Source organism: Bacteroides sp. AM44-19 (genome assembly GCF_003603395.1).
GTDB lineage: Bacteria > Bacteroidota > Bacteroidia > Bacteroidales > Bacteroidaceae > Bacteroides > Bacteroides uniformis.
In genome coordinates, this window is record NZ_QTNB01000010.1 from 94,372 (window position 1) to 112,718 (window position 18,347).

At 46.5% G+C, this 18,347-nt stretch carries 17 protein-coding genes and 2 tRNA genes; 9 read left to right on the forward strand and 10 right to left on the reverse strand.

The window, feature by feature from the left end; all coding sequences use genetic code 11:
• Nucleotide 1 precedes the first annotated feature (1 nt).
• Both DW947_RS14710 and DW947_RS14715 read right to left on the reverse strand, forming a co-directional pair.
• Nucleotides 2-919 carry a bifunctional metallophosphatase/5'-nucleotidase gene (locus DW947_RS14710; RefSeq protein ID WP_057281336.1) on the reverse strand — a complete coding sequence of 306 codons (918 nt, stop codon included), beginning with the start codon at nucleotides 917-919 and terminating at the stop codon, nucleotides 2-4.
• Nucleotides 920-941: 22 nt separating this feature from the next.
• A complete protein-coding gene (locus DW947_RS14715; protein WP_016273980.1) occupies nucleotides 942-1,712 on the reverse strand; it encodes a 5'-nucleotidase C-terminal domain-containing protein in 771 nt (256 codons plus the stop codon).
• Between the two features lie 259 nt (nucleotides 1,713-1,971).
• On the opposite strand from DW947_RS14715, the gene rplS reads away from it, so the two are divergent.
• Entirely contained in the window at nucleotides 1,972-2,325 is a 354-nt protein-coding gene (gene rplS / locus DW947_RS14720) for a 50S ribosomal protein L19 (protein ID WP_004292313.1), read from the forward strand.
• 760 nt (nucleotides 2,326-3,085) lie between these two features.
• Here the strand turns inward: rplS and DW947_RS14725 are convergent.
• Nucleotides 3,086-4,066 carry an ROK family protein gene (locus DW947_RS14725; RefSeq protein WP_005825067.1) on the reverse strand — a complete coding sequence of 327 codons (981 nt, stop codon included), beginning with the start codon at nucleotides 4,064-4,066 and terminating at the stop codon, nucleotides 3,086-3,088.
• Between the two features lie 176 nt (nucleotides 4,067-4,242).
• On the opposite strand from DW947_RS14725, the gene DW947_RS14730 reads away from it, so the two are divergent.
• The 5 genes from DW947_RS14730 (at nucleotide 4,243) to DW947_RS14750 (ending at nucleotide 10,061) form a co-directional block, all read left to right on the forward strand.
• A complete protein-coding gene (locus tag DW947_RS14730; protein ID WP_005825069.1) occupies nucleotides 4,243-4,959 on the forward strand; it encodes an ABC transporter ATP-binding protein in 717 nt (238 codons plus the stop codon).
• A 54-nt stretch (nucleotides 4,960-5,013) separates the two neighbouring features.
• Entirely contained in the window at nucleotides 5,014-6,273 is a 1,260-nt protein-coding gene (locus tag DW947_RS14735) for an ABC transporter permease (RefSeq protein ID WP_005825072.1), read from the forward strand.
• Between the two features lie 5 nt (nucleotides 6,274-6,278).
• Complete coding sequence (locus DW947_RS14740; RefSeq protein WP_005825074.1) at nucleotides 6,279-7,520, forward strand: ABC transporter permease; 1,242 nt, start codon at nucleotides 6,279-6,281, stop codon at nucleotides 7,518-7,520.
• Between the two features lie 78 nt (nucleotides 7,521-7,598).
• On the forward strand, nucleotides 7,599-8,702 hold the full coding sequence (locus DW947_RS14745) for an efflux RND transporter periplasmic adaptor subunit (RefSeq protein WP_005834785.1): 1,104 nt from the start codon (nucleotides 7,599-7,601) through the stop codon (nucleotides 8,700-8,702).
• 30 nt (nucleotides 8,703-8,732) lie between these two features.
• Nucleotides 8,733-10,061 (forward strand): TolC family protein, encoded by a 1,329-nt coding sequence (locus tag DW947_RS14750; protein WP_117963077.1) that lies wholly within the window; start codon nucleotides 8,733-8,735, stop codon nucleotides 10,059-10,061.
• An 84-nt stretch (nucleotides 10,062-10,145) separates the two neighbouring features.
• On the opposite strand, the gene DW947_RS14755 is transcribed toward DW947_RS14750, so the two are convergent.
• The 3 genes from DW947_RS14755 to DW947_RS14765 form a co-directional block, all read right to left on the reverse strand.
• Nucleotides 10,146-11,063, reverse strand: a complete 918-nt coding sequence (locus DW947_RS14755) for a hypothetical protein (protein WP_005834784.1) — start codon at nucleotides 11,061-11,063, stop codon at nucleotides 10,146-10,148.
• Nucleotides 11,064-11,077: 14 nt separating this feature from the next.
• Nucleotides 11,078-11,770: a DUF4476 domain-containing protein gene (locus tag DW947_RS14760; RefSeq protein WP_117963075.1), complete on the reverse strand. Its 693-nt coding sequence runs from the start codon at nucleotides 11,768-11,770 to the stop codon at nucleotides 11,078-11,080.
• A 100-nt stretch (nucleotides 11,771-11,870) separates the two neighbouring features.
• On the reverse strand, nucleotides 11,871-12,707 hold the full coding sequence (locus DW947_RS14765; RefSeq protein WP_005834783.1) for a S1 RNA-binding domain-containing protein: 837 nt from the start codon (nucleotides 12,705-12,707) through the stop codon (nucleotides 11,871-11,873).
• Nucleotides 12,708-12,900: 193 nt separating this feature from the next.
• Here DW947_RS14765 and DW947_RS14770 point away from each other — a divergent pair, with 193 nt between their 5' ends.
• The 3 genes from DW947_RS14770 to DW947_RS14780 all read left to right on the forward strand — a co-directional run bounded on the left by DW947_RS14770 (nucleotide 12,901) and on the right by DW947_RS14780 (nucleotide 14,200).
• Nucleotides 12,901-13,902, forward strand: a complete 1,002-nt coding sequence (locus tag DW947_RS14770; RefSeq protein WP_117963073.1) for a malate dehydrogenase — start codon at nucleotides 12,901-12,903, stop codon at nucleotides 13,900-13,902.
• 137 nt (nucleotides 13,903-14,039) lie between these two features.
• A tRNA-Phe gene (locus DW947_RS14775) sits at nucleotides 14,040-14,112 on the forward strand.
• 15 nt (nucleotides 14,113-14,127) lie between these two features.
• Nucleotides 14,128-14,200: transfer RNA gene (locus tag DW947_RS14780), tRNA-Pro, on the forward strand.
• A gap of 41 nt (nucleotides 14,201-14,241) precedes the next feature.
• On the opposite strand, the gene DW947_RS14785 is transcribed toward DW947_RS14780, so the two are convergent.
• From DW947_RS14785 to DW947_RS14800, 4 genes are all read right to left on the reverse strand, one after another.
• Complete coding sequence (locus tag DW947_RS14785) at nucleotides 14,242-15,159, reverse strand: AraC family transcriptional regulator (RefSeq protein WP_005834782.1); 918 nt, start codon at nucleotides 15,157-15,159, stop codon at nucleotides 14,242-14,244.
• Between the two features lie 122 nt (nucleotides 15,160-15,281).
• Nucleotides 15,282-16,436, reverse strand: coding sequence for a lactaldehyde reductase (fucO, locus tag DW947_RS14790; protein WP_008662885.1), 1,155 nt, complete (start codon nucleotides 16,434-16,436; stop codon nucleotides 15,282-15,284).
• 25 nt (nucleotides 16,437-16,461) lie between these two features.
• On the reverse strand, nucleotides 16,462-17,271 hold the full coding sequence (gene rhaD, locus DW947_RS14795) for a rhamnulose-1-phosphate aldolase (protein WP_117963065.1): 810 nt from the start codon (nucleotides 17,269-17,271) through the stop codon (nucleotides 16,462-16,464).
• Nucleotides 17,272-17,318: 47 nt separating this feature from the next.
• Nucleotides 17,319-18,329 carry an L-rhamnose/proton symporter RhaT gene (locus tag DW947_RS14800; protein WP_016274087.1) on the reverse strand — a complete coding sequence of 337 codons (1,011 nt, stop codon included), beginning with the start codon at nucleotides 18,327-18,329 and terminating at the stop codon, nucleotides 17,319-17,321.
• Nucleotides 18,330-18,347 lie beyond the last annotated feature (18 nt).

The window sequence follows — 18,347 nt, forward strand, 5'->3', positions numbered from 1 at the left end:
GCTATTTTTCAGTTAAAGTAAGTACCATTTCTCCTACGTAGATGCCACTCTTTCCGGTGTGCAGCACGGGAACGCTCTTGCCGTCCGCATTCAGATAAACGGCAGGCTTTTCCATAAAAGTATGCGAATGTCCTCCCAAAATGACATCAATGCCACGCGTCTTGCCTACCAGGTTCTCGTCGGAAGCGCCTTCGGGATTTGCACTGCGGATACCCAAATGAGACATGCAAATCACAACCTCGCAATTCTCCTTCTCCCTGAGAAGGTCTGTCATTTCCTGGGCCACCTTTATCGGGTCGTTGTAGACAATGCCTACGCATTTATCCGCCTGCACCAGCCCTTCCATCTTGGGGGCCAGGCCGAAGATTCCGATTTTCACCCCTTCGCGCACCAAGGTGATATAAGGCTTCACCAGCCCTTCGAGTACCGTACCCGTCACGTCATAATTGGAACAGACCACGGGAAAATCCGCCATACGGAACAATTCCGCCATATTCTCAAGTCCGAAATCAAATTCATGATTACCTATCGTCATGGCATCATAACCCATGAGATTCATCATCTTGACCTCCAGCTCGCCTTTGAAAAAGTTGTAATAAGGGGTGCCTTGCGAGATGTCTCCGCAATCCAGCAGCAGCATATCCGGATGCTTGCCGCGAAACTGCTTTACAAAACCGGCACGGCGCACCACACCGCCCATCCCGGCATACTCGTCGGCAGCCTCGGCACTGATGGGTTCTATACGGCTGTGCATATCGCTGGTATGCAGGATAAACAGTTGTTTTCCGGATTGGCCGGACGATACAGAATCGGTGGACACCAGGCAAAGGGGTTCTTCAGTAATGACACGCTCCTCTTGTTGTGCCGATGCGGGGAGCATGAAAAGCAGCAGGGCTGCCAAGGAATATATATGTTTCATAGAACTTCTGTTTTTTTAATGCTTACTCTTTAACGACCACTCTTCCCTCCATGCGCGAAGTCACCTTCTTGCCGGCTGCCGTCTGCTTCTCCACATACTTCATGAACAGACCGCGCAGTGTAGCCCCATCCGGGCACTCCCTTTTATCCGCCTGCAGGAAAGCCGTCATTCCATCGTTTCCATCAGCCAGATAATCAATCGTGGCAACCGTATAGTCACGGTCATCCTCCACCGGCTTGCCGGCAATGGAAGCCTGGAGCAGCTTGCCATCCTTGCTGATTTCCAACTGTATACCACTCACCCCTTCACCAAGTCTCACCGCAATGTTTTCAAACAAGTGCTTCATGGCAGAGCCTTTCATCGTCAGCACACAGAGCGAATTCTCAAAAGGCAATATCTCATAGATGTTTTCGGTAGTGATGTCTCCTTCCGTCAGGGAGTTCCGGATTCCACCGATATTGATTAGCCCCATATCGGCCGGTTTGCCCAGCACTTCCACCGCAGCCTCACGCAGTACATCTGCAATCAGATTGGATAAAAGGCTTTCGGGCCGGAATCTGTCCATCGACATTTCTGCGGTTCCCACCACATGATACATAACGCTGTCCATCCGGGCCTTGTAAGGCGCCAGCAGAGCCACGGCTTCGGCATCCGGCTCGGCATCCCAGACAGAGTTCATGGGAATTCTGCCTCCCTCTACCTTGGTTACTTCGTAGGAAGAATGGCAGGAAACCAATAGAAGCGCAACCGCCAACACTGCCCCCGCAAGGAGACTGAAAGTTTGTTTCTTCATATTCATTTAGTTTTAAATTGCTACAAATATACTTTTCTTTTGCGACTGAGCCACACAATTAACCGATTATTTAGACTTGCGTTTAGCAGAATGAAACACTCAAAAATCATCCCAACTGGCGAAAAAAAGCTTGAAGCACTTGTGTATCTGGCAAATAATTCGTTCCTTTGCACCGCTTTCGCGCAATCGCTGTCAGGACACCAAGAGAGAAGCCTGGTATGTTGCGTTGTAACGATGAAACAATTTAATAATAAAAACAATGGATTTAATTAAAATTGCAGAAGAAGCATTTGCTACCGGAAAACAGCACCCGAGCTTCAAGGCAGGTGACACTGTAACAGTAGCATATCGTATTGTCGAGGGTAACAAGGAACGTGTACAGCTGTACCGTGGTGTTGTTATCAAGATTGCCGGACATGGAGACAAGAAGCGTTTTACAGTACGTAAGATGTCAGGAACCATAGGCGTAGAACGTATTTTCCCGATTGAATCACCGGCTATCGACAGCATCGAAGTGAACAAAGTGGGTAAAGTTCGTCGCGCTAAACTGTACTACCTGCGCGCTCTTACCGGTAAGAAAGCAAGAATCAAAGAAAAAAGAGTTAACGGTTAATTCCAGACTCCTATTTCGAAATAAAAAAGGGAAACTGACAATGTCGGTTTCCCTTTTTTAGTGATATACACAATATGCATACACACCATGCAATACTCTATCCACTACTACGACCTCATTCCAAACACTGAAAGCCTGCGCTCCTTTCCTTTCACATAAGCCTTTCTTCTTGCTGATATGTTAGTTTATCAGCGCCCAACGGCCGTGAGGCGCTCTGCTAACGACCGTCAACAAGGTGCTTTATGGCCGTTAGGCGAACGCCTCACGGCCGTTAAACAGCTCTCATATGCATAGCTTGCCTATACTGAATACCTATCTTATCCATACCAAAAGCCTGACTTCCACCTATTATCGCACGGGCTTTTACGAAGTTAATACCGTGTTTGCAGGAAACCAATAGCTTGTTTACACGATATTGGCAAATTGCTCCATATCCTATTAATTTATTGTACTACAAGATATTAATAGATTATTTGGCGTAAATTTAAGGTGGAAGCAACTTGTGCTTCCACCTTTTCAAGTTGCTTCCACAGCATCCGCAACCCCGATGAACAAAGGGATACAGAGAATGGGTGGAAGTGTGGAAGCAACTTGTGCATAACTTTATTGCTGAGGAATATGTGCCACTAAAGAAAAAAAGGTGTGTCGAAACTCTCATAAACTAAAAATCACCCTCGCCACAGATAGGTGTAGCGAGGGTGATTTCGATAGAAGGGGAGTTTTGACATATCCCCTCCTTTATCAGTTTCCCTAATATTGATTACTTGATATCTCTCAGCTCCCAGCCCAACGCACTGGCACCCAGCACTGCAGCATCAGAGTCCTTCAACTCGGAAGCCAGCAACTTGGTCTTACCTTTGTAGATATTCAATACATTGTCGTCGATGGCTTTCTGGATAGGCTTGAAGATATAGTCGCCCGCCTTTGCCAGACCGCCGAACAGTACGATAGCTTCCGGGCTGGAGAAAGCGATGAAATCGGCCAAAGCCTCACCCAAGATAGTTCCGGTAAACTCAAAGATGTCTTGAGCAATCTTGTCACCCTTCACCGCTGCATCATACACATCCTTGGAAGTAATGTTTTCTGCCGGAATGTCGCGCAACAAACTCGGTTCGGTACTCTTGGTCAAGAACTCACGTGCAGAACGCGCCACACCCGTAGCCGAACAATAAGTTTCCAGACAGCCGTGACGTCCGCATCCGCAGAGACGTCCGTTTTCACGACGGATAATAGTATGTCCCAACTCTCCGGCAAAACCGTCATGGCCATATACCATCTGACCGTTAATAACGATACCGCTACCTACACCGGTGCCAAGAGTTATCATGATAAAGTCTTTCATACCACGAGCCGCACCGTAAGTCATTTCACCGATACCGGCAGCATTGGCGTCGTTTGTCAAAGCGGTAGGGATACCCAAGCGCTCTTCAAACATGGCAGCCAAAGGAATTACACCCTTCCAGGGAAGGTTCGGGGCAAACTCAATAGTACCGCTGTAATAGTTTCCGTTAGGAGCACCGATACCGATACCTTTTATCTTGTCTACTCCACCGTTGGCAATAATGAGCGGCAACAGATTCTTGCAAACTTCGTCTACGTAATCATTGACGTCCTCATAAGCTCCGGTTTTGATGGAACTGCTTGCAATAATAGTTCCGCGTGCGTCTACAATACCAAAGACGGTGTTTGTTCCGCCTATGTCAATGCCCACTACATAGGGCTTTTCCATGTTTGAATTCATGATATTACTTTTGTTTAAAGGGTTAGTTAATCACATTCATGGTTACAAAAATCACAAAGAAAAACGACACTGCAAAATCTTTTTTTAAAAAAGTTTGCAACTTTTGCAACTTTTCGTAGCATTGCTGCGTCTAATAGTGAAAATTAATAAGAGTAAAGCAATAAACAGGGAAAACAGTGATACAACTAAAAGACATTAACAAGACCTACAACAACGGAGCACCGCTGCATGTGCTCAAAGGTATCAACCTCGACATTCAGAAAGGCGAATTTGTTTCCATCATGGGCTCATCGGGTTCGGGAAAGTCCACTTTACTCAATATACTGGGTATTCTGGATAGTTACGACACGGGGGAATATTATCTGAACGGTACCCTCATCAAGAACCTCAGCGAAACGAAGGCAGCCGAGTACCGCAACCGTATGATTGGTTTCATCTTCCAGTCCTTCAATCTCATTTCCTTCAAGAATGCAGTGGAGAATGTGGCGCTTCCTCTCTTTTATCAAGGAGTGAGCCGCCGCAAACGTAATGCGCTGGCACTGGAATATCTGGACCGCCTGGGGCTGAAAGAGTGGGCACACCACATGCCAAATGAGATGTCCGGTGGACAGAAACAACGTGTAGCCATCGCCCGTGCCCTCATTACCCAACCGCAGATTATCCTTGCCGATGAACCTACCGGCGCGCTCGACAGTAAGACTTCCGTAGAGGTGATGCAGATTCTAAAGGAACTGCACGATACGGGCATGACCATCGTAGTCGTGACCCACGAAAGCGGTGTTGCCAACCAGACGGACAAGATTATCCATATCAAAGACGGTATCATAGGTAGCATCGAGACGAATCTGAACCACGATGCAAGCCCGTTCGGAAAAGACGGATTCATGAAATAATAAAGGAAGAGCCCCCTCCCCCTTTAATTTTTAATTCTTAATTTTTAATTATCAATGATAGACCTTTGGCAAGAAATATACGGAACCATCAAACGCAACAAACTGCGTACATTCCTGACGGGCTTTGCCGTGGCATGGGGAATCTTCATGCTCATCGTGCTGCTCGGAGCCGGAAACGGTATCATACATGCCTTCGAGCAAAATGCGTCGGAGCGTGCCTTGAACTCTATCCGCATCTTCCCCGGCTGGACCACCAAGTCATACGACGGTCTGAAAGAAGGACGCCGCGTCCAACTGGACAACCGGGACATGGATGACACGGAGAAGCAATTCACTGAAAATGTCATCAGTGCCGGTGCCACCGTGCGTCAAAGTAATGTAAACGTCAGCTTCGGACAAGAATATATCAATATCTCTCTGCTGGGCGTATATCCCAACTACACCGAAGTGGAAACCGTGAAAACAGCGGACGGACGTTTCATCAACTACAACGACCTGAAAGACCGACGTAAAGTCATCATCCTCCATAAGAAATCTGCAGATATCCTTTTCGGAAAAACGCATACTGAACCCATCGGACAATTTGTCAATGCCAGTGGAGTGGCCTATCAAGTAGTAGGCCTCTACAATGACCAGGGAGACCGCGAGGCAAACGAAGCGTATATCCCCTTCTCCACCTTGCAGACCATCTATAATAAAGGAGACAAGCTGAATAACATCATCTTTACAACCAAGAACCTGCACAGCATAGAAAGTAACGAAGCCTTTGAAAAAGAATACCGCAAGGCTATTGCCACCAATCACCGCTTTGACCCCACAGATGAGAGCGCCATATGGATATGGAATCGTTTCACCAACTATCTGCAGACACAGAATGCAATGGGTATCCTCCGGACTGCAATCTGGGTTATCGGTATCTTCACACTGTTGAGTGGGATTGTCGGCGTGTCGAACATAATGCTGATTACCGTGAAAGAACGTACCCGGGAATTTGGTATCCGTAAGGCATTGGGAGCAAAACCTTTCTCCATCCTTTGGCTGATTATTGTGGAAAGCGTGACTATCACTACGCTATTCGGTTATATCGGTATGGTGGCAGGCATCGGGGTGACGGAATGGATGAACTCTGCTTTCGGTAGCCAGACGATGGATGCCGGCATGTTCCAGCAGACCATGTTCTCCGATCCCACCGTAGACCTCAGTATTGCTATCCAAGCTACCCTGACCCTTATCATAGCGGGTACGTTGGCTGGGTTCTTCCCGGCTAAGAAAGCGGTAAGTATCAGTCCTATTGAAGCACTTAGAGCAGATTAAAGATTATGAGAATAGACATAGATACGTGTGAGGAAATCCTCATCACAATAACAAGGAACAAAACGAGAAGCCTGCTTACGGCGTTCGGCGTATTCTGGGGTATCTTTATGCTGGTGGCGCTTATCGGTGGCGGCCAGGGCATGCAGGAAGAACTAAAATCCCAGTTCGAAGGATTTGCAACCAACTCGGGCTTTATCGCTGCACAAAAGACAAGCGAGGCTTATAAAGGTTTTCGCAAAGGACGATGGTGGGATTTGGAGATGGAAGATGTAGACCGTGTACGCAATGTGGACGGTGTGGCGCTTGCCACGCCTTCCATTGCCTTATGGGGACAAGTGGCTGTCTACGGAGACAACAAGTACGACTGTAGTGTGAAAGGCTTGTATCCCGAATATGAACAGATAGAACATCAAGAGATGACCTATGGACGTTTCATCAATGATGTCGACATTAAAGAGTCGCGTAAAGTGTGTGTAATCGGCAAACGTGTTTATGAAAGCCTCTTCAAACCCGGTGAAGACCCCTGCGGCAAATATGTCCGGGTAAATGGTATCTATTACCGGGTTATCGGAATGTGTTCATCCGAAGGCAATGTCAATATACAAGGGCAGGCCTCTGAAGCCATTACATTGCCTTTTTCCACCATGCAACAGACCTACAACCTCGGAAAGAAACTGCATGTAGTATGTTTCATCATGAAACCGGGAGTAAAAGTGAAAGACGTGCAGCCCGAAGTGGAACGTCTTGTAAAAGCGGCGCACTACATTGCTCCCGATGACAAACAAGCCGTCATGCTTCTGAATGCGGAAGCTATGTTCTCCATGATGGACAACCTGATGATTGGAGTGCGCTTTCTAATCTGGATGGTAGGTTTGGGGACGCTGTTTGCCGGAGCTATCGGCGTATCGAATATCATGATGGTAACCGTCAAGGAGCGCACAACGGAAATAGGCATACGCCGTGCCATAGGTGCCCGTCCTAAAGACATTCTGCAACAAATTCTTTCGGAAAGCATGGTGCTGACCACTATAGCGGGTATGGCAGGTATTTCTTTTGCCGTATTTGTACTGCAAATACTTGAAAAGGCCGCCAATGACCCTGGAGTTATCAAAACCCACTACCAGGTTTCATTCGGACTGGCTATCGGAACCTGCATCCTCCTCATCGCATTAGGAGTGCTTGCCGGACTGGCACCTGCCTATCGCGCCATGGCAATCAAGCCAATTGAAGCCATCAGGGATGAATAAACTTATAGAGAGACCACTAACCGTAAGCCATGAAATAATGGCTATATCAATCGTAAATAATTAAATCGTAAATATAAGATGAAAACAAAGAAGTTTCTGAAAATCGCATTATTGGTAGTAATTGCTGCCTTATTCATTTGGACATTCGTTTTTCTGTACCAGAAGTCCCAACCTAAAGTAACAGTATACGAAACGATAGTTCCGGAAGTGACAGACCTTGAAAAGACTACCGTAGCCACCGGCAAAGTGGAACCGAGAGATGAAGTCCTTATCAAGCCGCAGATTTCCGGTATCATTGCCGAAGTATACAAGGAAGCAGGACAAAGTGTGAAGCAAGGGGAAGTGCTTGCCAAAGTAAAGGTGATACCCGAACTGGGACAATTGAACTCTGCCGAAAGCCGCGTACGATTGGCGGAAATCAACGCTGCCCAAGCCGAAACGGATTTCGCCCGTACCCAGAAACTGTACAACGACAAGCTTATCAGCGCTGAAGAGTACGAAAAAGGGGAAGTAAGCGTGAAGCAGGCACGCGAGGAACTGCAGACAGCAAAAGATAACCTGGAAATTGTAAAGGAAGGCATCACCAAGAACAGCGCCTCTTTCAGTAGTACCCTGATCCGTTCCACCATTACCGGTCTGATTCTGGATGTACCCATCAAAGTCGGTAACTCGGTTATCATGAGTAACACTTTCAATGACGGAACCACCATCGCTACCGTTGCCAACATGAACGATTTGATTTTCCGCGGCAACATTGACGAAACGGAAGTGGGCCGTGTGCACGAAGGCATGCCGGTGAAACTGACCATCGGTGCCCTGCAGAATCTTTCGTTCGACGCCACGCTGGAATACATATCCCCGAAAGGTGTGGAAGAAAACGGTGCCAACCAGTTTGAAATCAAAGCTGCCATTGCCGCACCGGACAGCGTACAGATACGTTCCGGCTATTCTGCCAACGCAGAAATCGTATTGGACCGTGCCCAGAAAACGCTTGCCGTACCGGAAAGTACCATTGAATTCAATGGTGACAGCACCTTTGTATACGTAATGACGGACAGCGTACCGGTACAGAAGTTCGAACGCCGCCCCATCCAGGTCGGCATGAGTGACGGCATAAAGATTGCCATCAAAAGCGGTATCAGTGCCCAGGATAAGATTCGCGGTGCAGAGAAAAAGGATTAACAAACGGAATAGCTTAAAAAGATATACGATATGAATAAAAAGATATTCTTATACCTCGCAATATTCGGCAGTATCTCAGTGCAGGCGCAGGAACGATGGTCTTTACGCCAATGCATAGACTATGCCATCGAGCATAACATCAGTATCCGCCAGACAGCCAACGTTGCCGAACAGAGTGCTGTCGAAGTAAATACAGCCAAATGGGCACGACTGCCGAACCTGAATGCCAGTGCCGGCCAGAGCTGGAACTGGGGACGTACGCAAACAGCCATCAAAAATGAGGATACGGGAGACTATTCCACTGTATACGTCAACACCAGCAGCCACGGCACTAATATGTCTGTCAATACCAGCATACCTATCTTTACCGGTCTGGAAATTCCCCACCAGTATGCATTGGCCAAACTAAACCTCAAAGCTGCCATTGCCGACCTGGACAAAGCCAAGGAAGACATTGCCATCAATATAGCTTCGGCCTACCTTCAGGTGCTGTTCAATGAAGAGCTCCACCAGGTGGCGTTGGGACAAGTGCAATTGAGCAAAGAGCAATATGTCCGCATCAGCCGGCTTGCCGACTTGGGAAAAGCCTCTCCGGCAGAACTGGCAGAAGCCAAAGCACGTGTGGCACAAGACGAGATGAATGTAGTGCAGACAAACAACAACTATAAGTTAGCCCTGCTCGACCTTAGCCAGCTTATCGAACTGGAAACACCAGAAGGGTTCAATCTGGAATCTCCGGCAGTCAATCTGAATCTGGTTCCTCTCACTCCTCCAGATGAAATATTCCAAACAGCTATGGTAAGTAAAGCCTCCATCCAGGCTGCACAGTTCCGTCTGGAGGGTAGCAAGCACAGCATCCGCATCGCCCAGAGCAACTACTACCCGCAACTGAGCCTGAACGGTAGTCTCGGTACGAATTACTATTCTACCATCGACCGTACTTTCAGCCAGCAGATGAACGATAACTTCAACAAATATGTAGGATTCAACCTCAGCGTACCTATTTTCAACCGTCTCTCTACCCGTAACCGGGTACGCACGGCACGCCTGCAACGTGAAAACTATGCCTTGCAATTGGATAATGCCAAGAAGACACTTTATAAGGAAATCCAACAAGCATGGTACAACGCCGCTGCTGCCGAAAGCAAATATACCAGTAGCCATACAGCCACCGTTGCCAGCGAAGAGTCTTTCAAGCTGATGAGCGAAAAGTATGAGAACGGAAAAGCAAATGCCGTAGAATACAATGAAGCAAAACAGAACCTTATGAAATCCCAATCAGACGAATTGCAAGCCAAGTATGACTATCTGTTCCGTACCAAGATTCTGGATTTCTATAAGGGAGAACCGATTGAATAAAAAAAGAAGTATAATTTTAGTTGTTGTGTTTGATTCTCCCCTCTCCCTGCCTCCAGGCTGACAAGAGGGGAGTTTTTTGTTCTTCTATCTCCTTTCCGAAGAGCGGGAAGAGCTACTGCCGGTAGAACTGCGGGTAGTGCTTGAAGAGCTGCTGCGACGGCTTTCGGAACTCCGTACGCCGGAAGCATTTCTTCTTTCCTTGCTTGCCGTCTTTACCCTGCTACGGCTGGGGCTCTTATCATTATTTTTAGTTCTTGTGGTTTCTATTTTCTCTTTACTCGACTTTCTGCCACTATCCACACTACTACGTCGCGTACTGCTGTTACGTGTACCTGTGCTAATGCGATTATTACTACCGTTGCTACGTCGCGTGGTATATACATCATCCCTGCCTGCCGGACGCTTATGCGAATTAGGGCGGATGTTCACCGAACCGAAATCTGAACGGCGGCTGGTGTGGTACGACTTATCATTCCGAATACTCCACGAACCGGTATAGTGCGGATGATGGTAACGACCGCGATAATAGCTGTTGTGATAGTGCGTACGATAATGCCCACCGCAATATGTACGGTAATGATACGGCCGCGGGAAATAGAAATGATTATGGTTGGTGTAAGTGATGTAAACCCTAAAAGACCAACGACCACCACTTACATAAACCGGACGGTAAAAATAGGCGGCCTGCATGAAACGGCCGTACTGCCGGTTATTCAGCACCCATCGAAGGTCGTCATTGCGCACATCCAGATAATCGTAATAGCGATTCAATGCCCATTCCTCCCCCCGAAGAACGTCATCCATCAGATAACGTATACCGGAAATGAAATCATAGTTTATTTCGTACACGTCATTATACTGTTCTGTACTCAGGTTCAATTCATAGGCCATCTTGTCCGTAAGAAAACGGGTCTCTTTACGCACTTTGCTGTTGCTCATTGCCGCACTACAAACAGCTGTACTCATCATAGCGGCAAGAAATATAAATATAATCCGTTTCATAATCCCTCCTTTTTTTAGTTATTCTTCTCATGATATTGTTTGATGAAGGCATTTATCTCGTTCTTGTCCGACGAGAAGGTCAGCTTGTCTATCGCATAATAGAAATTCGGTTTATCGGCTATTTTAGGATAAATCTTCTTCATCAACTGTTTCTTTTCACTGTCGAAACGATAAAAATCCATCAGACGGATACACTGGTCAGTAGTGAACCAAGAGGTCAGCAAGGCATGGTCGAGCACTTCCTTACGGTCTGAATCGAAACTCTGTTTTTCCATCAGCCCCATAAACTGTTCGAAGGCAGATGGTGACATCACCGGTTCATGCAGCTCGCCTCCTAACGGTCTGTCACCGGGTCTGCCAGGCTTGTGATGATTAGAAGTACCCCAGTTTCCACCAGGTCTTTTGTCCTCTGGAATGAAAATATCTTCCACTTCATTGATGGAGCAATGCACACGTTCATCATATAGGAGTTTTCCTCTTCGGGAATTCTCCCCACGGGATGGCGCTTCATAAACCTCTACCCGACAACTACCACGCAGATTGGCTACAAAACAACTGAAAGTAGGCAGGCAAACCTGCTGTCCGTCGACCAGTACCACCACTCTACGATATGGACTTTCTATACGGATTCCGTCTATGGGCGCCGCTTTTATTGCGGGAAACGCTACCAGAACTAGACAAACACTTAATATCAAATGACGTATCATGACTTTTCTTTTTTTATTGTACGACAAAAATAGGGAGAGGAAATTCCCCTCCCTAATGATTGTCTCTATTTACAAGTAGGGAAATTCCTAATGACTGGGACTAATTCCTAATCCTGATTCCATCTTCCTCCAATACAACCAGATGTTTTTTGTACAAATCTCCCACAGCCTTTTTGAAGGTTTTCTTGCTGACACCGAAAGTTGCATAGATTTCTTCTGCCGGACTCTTGTCATTCAAAGCTATCCGTCCGCCCTGTTCACGGATATAGTCCAGCAACGTAGCTGAGAAATCTTCTACTTTAGCCTGCCCCGGTTTTTGAAGCAGCAGGTCTATCTTGCCGTCTTCACGTACCTGCTTCACATAGGCTTTCATCCTCATGCCCGTGTGCAGTGGCTGAAATATCTCGCTCTCATATAGCAAGCCGCTATATTCATCGTTGATGATCGCCTTGAATCCCAAATCCGTCTTCTGCCAAATCAGGATATCCACCTCCTGCCCCGACTCATAGGCGGCCTTCTCTTTGGAAAGATAACGGTCTACCTTGGCCGATGCCACGATACGATAGCTTTCATCATCCAAATGGGCATGAACCACATACTTCTTTCCCACCTGCATCTTCATTTTCTGTTCGCGGAAGGGGACGAAAAGATCCTTCATCAATCCCCAGTTAAGGAAAGCACCATACTGGTTTATCCACGCCACCTCCAAGCAGGCAAACTGCCCGACCTGCACTAACGGTGTCAGAGTAGTGGCTACCAGACGTTCTTCGTTATCAAGATATATAAAAACGTTCAGTTTGTCTCCCACCTTACAGTCTTGGGGGACATAACGCGACGGAAGCAGAATTTCACCTTCTTCGCCACCGTCCAGATACATGCCGAAGGCTACCTCCTTCACCACTTCCAGCGTATTGTACTTTCCTAACTCAATGCTCATAGTTTCTTACTTATCTTCATTTTCCCAACAAAGATAAGTAATTTAGGTACAATACAGCAGTTCGGAAAGAAGAAATAACTTTTTGCTCTAAAAGATAACTTTTTTCTATGAACAACTCTCTTCAAAAAGGGTTATCTTTGTATCGTGACAATCAGCAAGAAAAGATATTACTCACCTTTAAATAAAAAAGATTATGGAATTTCTGACAAATGACAAATTGACAATCGTCGGCGCAGCCGGCATGATCGGTTCAAACATGGCACAGACTGCAATCATGATGCATCTCACTCCCAACCTATGTCTGTACGACCCTTATGCTCCCGGACTGGAAGGTGTGGCCGAAGAGCTGTTCCACTGCGGATTCGAAGGAATGAACATCACATTTACCTCCGATATCAAAGAAGCGCTGACCGGTGCCAAGTATGTGGTATCATCAGGCGGTGCCGCCCGCAAGGCCGGCATGACCCGCGAAGACCTTTTGAAAGGCAATGCCGCTATTGCCGAAGAATTCGGTAAGAATGTAAAAGCCTACTGTCCGGATGTGAAGCACGTGGTTGTCATTTTCAACCCTGCCGACATCACCGGTCTGATTACCCTATTGTATTCCGGCCTGAAACCTTCACAAGTGACCACACTGGCTGCCCTCGACAGCACCCGCCTGCGCAGTGAACTTTCCAAGCACTTCGGCATTGCCCCCGACAAAATCGAAAATTGCCGTACCTACGGCGGTCATGGTGAACAGATGGCTGTATATGCCTCTACCGCCAAGGTGGACGGTAAACCGTTACTTGATATCATCGGTACCCCCGCCTTGACTAAAGAACAGTGGATCGAAATCCAGACTAAGGTAACCAAAGGCGGTGCCAACATCATCGCCCTCCGTGGACGTTCTTCCTTCCAGAGCCCGGCATACGTCTCCATCGAAATGATAGCTGCAGCTATGGGTGGCAAACCGTTCCGCTGGCCTGCCGGTACATATGTACACAGCCACGGCTTCGACCACATCATGATGGCAATGGAAACTGAAATTACCAAAGACGGTGTACACTATAAGGAACTGAACGGCACGCCCGAAGAAGAAGCCAAACTGAAAGAAAGCTATGCCCATCTCTGCACACTTCGTGACGAGGTGATAGAAATGGGTGTACTGCCTGCCATCAAAGACTGGCACAGCATCAATCCGAATATCGACTGATGTCTTCGATAGCAAATGATTTTTAGAAGTAAGGTGCCTCGCTCCATAGAGCAAGAGGCACCTTTTTTAGATATTTTTCCTCAAAAAGCCTTGCGGTATAAAAAAAACTCTTTATCTTTGCACCCGCAAACGAAAAAGGTGCCATAGCTCAGTTGGTAGAGCAAAGGACTGAAAATCCTTGTGTCCCCGGTTCGATTCCTGGTGGCACCACTTTTCAAAAGCAATCGGAATGTAGCGCAGTTGGTAGCGCACTACGTTCGGGACGTAGGGGTCGGGCGTTCGAGTCGCCTCATTCCGACAGAAAAGACTTAACTTTTAGAAGTTAAGTCTTTTTTTGTTTTATACCTCCTCTCCTCCGGTTTCCCGACCATAAGAGCGATACTCCAATGGAGTGAACCCCGTACGTTTCTTAAACGAGGAGAAGAAATGCTCGGTAGACTTATAGTCGAGCATAAAAGAGATTTCTTTCACCGATAAAGAAGTACCCACCAGCAATTGCTTAGCCTTACGCAACTTTAGCTCTTGGAAATATTTTGCAGGAGCATAGCCGGTATAATCCTTAAATACTTTGCGAAACCAAGAATAACTGATATTCAACTTCATTGCCAGTTCTTCCGGGTCAACATCCTTGAATACATTCTCGTTCATGATGATTTTAGCCTGCTCTATTTTCTGATCGACATCACCCACTTCGAAAATCTTGTTTTTAGAGATGGACAATATCATCCCTATCATATGTAGCACAATTCCGGCAAGATATTGCTGGGAAGAAATCTTATCAGCTTCCGCAATTTCCAAAGCGCGAGAGAAAAGTGAAACGAGCTCTTCATTCAACCCCACCTCCAACACTTGATTCTCTTTCGATAGAAAACCACCTTTCACCATATCATCAATCACAGCTCCCTCGAAACCAATATAATATTCATTCCAACCCGTCTGCACATAAGGATAATATGTATGCCACTGACCAGGAAACAGCACCATCAGTCGTCCTTTGCACACTTGCTTCTCTGGCGTGGTCTCCGAGGAGAACACCCCCCTCCCTTTAGTGATATAGACCAACTGGTACTCGCGTAGAATCCGTCCTTTCTGCGCATTGAAAAAATAACCGGTAGGATGATCTTTCAACGGATAAGGAGAATTAGGCTGGATAGACTGAAAGCCCACAGTATTTACCCAAAGACCATATTTTTGGTCCATGTCATTTACAATAAGGTACTTAAACTCTACTCCTAAATCATTATAATTTTTAGTCATAACACGTGCCTTCCATAATAGCTCCGGAACAAAAATAGAGATTATTTATGAAAAATCCCGTCCGCAGCGAATATTATTCATCACGGACGGGAATAGACATGTAACCTAAAATAGCGCTTGCCTTAAAAAGCTTTATGATACAGAGCTTCTATATCTTCCACAGATGTAGGTCTCGGATTGCCACCGGTGCAGACATCATTGAAAGCATCGATAGCCAATTGATGCAAATCCTCTTCCCTAACATTGATTTCACGCAACCGCTGTGGAATGCCAATACTTAAAGACAATTTCCGGACAGCAGCAATAGCAGCACATATACCTTCTTCCACGCTCATACCTTCCGTATTGACTCCCATCGCCTTCGCAATATGGACATATTTAGGAGCAGCCGGGGACGCTGCATTATACTCCATTACGTAAGGAAGAAGCAATGCGTTGGCCACCCCATGCGGAGTGTCATAATGGGCACCCAAAGGATGGGCCATGGAATGAACGATGCCCAGACCGACATTGCTGAACCCCATACCGGCAATGTATTGCGCTTGAGACATGGCCTCGCGGGCAACCGGATCGCTGCCATTGTCTACGGCAGCTTTCAAATGGACAGCAATCATTTCAATGGCTTTCAGTTCGAACATATCCGACATAGCCCATGCACCCGGCGTTATATAGCTTTCTATGGCATGAGTCAGTGCATCCATACCGGTTGCAGCAGTCAATCCTTTCGGCATGGAATACATCAGCTCCGGGTCAACAATAGCTACTGCCGGAATATCATTAGGGTCTACACAAACCATCTTTTTTTTGACCTCTTCGTCAATGATAACATAATTGATGGTCACCTCAGCAGCAGTTCCCGCCGTAGTAGGTAAAGCAAAAGTAGGGACAGCCTTTTGACGAGTATCCGCCACACCTTCCAGAGACTTCACATCTGCAAAATCCGGATTATTCACAACAATACCAATACCTTTTGCCGTATCAATGGAAGAGCCGCCACCCAAAGCCACGATAAAATCGGCACCGGATGCCTTGAAAGCAGCCACACCATTCTGTACATTGGTAATGGTAGGATTGGCCTTCACATCACTGAAGAGCTCATAAGGTATACTGTTCTTCTCGAAAACTTCAATCACTTTATCAGCCACCTTGAAACGGATCAAATCTCTGTCCGTTACAAAGAAAGCCTTTTTGAAACCTCTGCGGGCAGCCTCCACGGCAATCGTTTCGCGACAGCCGGCACCGAAATAAGAGGTCTCATTCAATATCATTCTATACATAATTACACACTATCTGTTAAAACAATTATTTGGGCAAATTAAACGCTACGGACATTTCCTTCATTTGAAGCTGGCTCATACCATCCGGTTCAAAACCCATATTTTTGGCAGCGATATAAATAAGGGCGGATTTATTGAGTACATCCACCTGGTCGAAAGCAGCCATCACATCCACATCCACAGCAAACACACCATGTTTCTCCCACATCACTACATCATAGTCATCCAGTTCGCGGATGGTAGCCTCAGCCAATTCTACCGAACTGGGAAGTTGATAAGGGATGATGCCCAAACCGCGGGGACAGAAAGCCTTTGTTTCCGGTATCATACTCCAAAGCAGGTTCGAAGCTACATCTTTTTCCAGAAACTTCTTGTTGTGAGTCATGGCTACCAGCTCAATAGGATGCGTATGCACCGAAGCTTTATAGGGAGAACCTTTCGCTATCAGATTGTTGTGTACACTAAGATGGGAAGGAAGTTCCGATGTAGGCTGTACAGACTGGTCGGCTATAATGACATAGCTGGCACAGTCATCCAAAATGCGGATGACCGAACCGTTCTCCATCGGCCAACGGGCCAAATCGCGCATACGCTTGTTGGTGCCTTTGCAATAAAAATAGCAGTCTTTCAAATAAGGTAAAGTAGCACCGATTGATTTCACCTCACTAATGGCGGACATAGCCTTGATTTCATCGTCTACAAACTCAGTGATGTTGACCGTAATATTGCCCCCATTACGTTCTGCCCAACCTTTCTGCCAGAGATAACCAGCCACCTCAGCCACCTTATTAACTTCCGCAGCCAGCGCCGGACGATTTTCTAGAATTGATTTCATATATGCAGATATATTTTAGTTTTATATTCAAAGATAGGTATTTAAACTTACCCCAGCAACTGTGGCAGGAAAGAAGAAATTATCAAGACTGCCAAGCCTATGACAAGCACTGTAATTGTCTTGGGTGTACACCCTTTCCATTCCTTCAAAAGGATACCCCAAACATTGGAGAACGTTACGTTCAACGACATCAGGATGCACCACGAGAATGTGAGCAATACCGGAGAGGCAGCAAGGAATCCCTTACCCAAGCTAAGACCAAAGAACTGGCTGTACCACAACACACCGGCCAAAGCACAAAACAAGACATTGTTTACATAAAGGGATTTCTTGCCATAATCGCCCCAACTTTTGTTCCTGGAATTTTGATAGAAACAATAGACGGCATTCGTAATGAAACCACCCAGTGTCACCATCAATGTAGCAGGCAGTGTCTTGAATATATCCGCACTTTCAGCAAAACAGAGTTTCTCTCCAAAACCCAATCCTATACTGAAACACGCACTCATAAATCCGGCAAGAAGGGCTACAATAATACCTTTAGTAAAATTGAAATCCTTTACGGCCTTCTTCTTCTCTTCTTCGCTCAGGCTGGCAGACTTCATGCTACCGGCCAGACCGATAATGCCAATACCTACCAACGTGACCACTACACCAACAATAACCGATGTTGTCAAATCTCCTGCCTTACCAGTAAATACCGGAGTCAATATCGTTCCCAATCCGGCACAAGTACCCAAAGCGATAGACTGCCCAAGAGCTACGCCCAAATAGCGCATAGACAAACCAAACGTCAGTCCCCCCACTCCCCATAAAGCTCCGAAGAACATAGTCCAAAGCGTATCCGCAGGATTGTTTGCATAAATCTCGAACAGCGAATTGTCGGCAGGTACTGCCAGCAACGCGCCCAAGAACGGAAAAACCAGCCAAGCGAAAACACCTTGTACAATCCAATACGACTCCCAGCTCCACTCCTTGATGCGGTTAATGGGTACATAGCAACTGGATTGGCAGAATGCTCCGATGGCAATAATCAATAACCCTAATATTATTTCCATTTCTGTCAGTTACAAGGG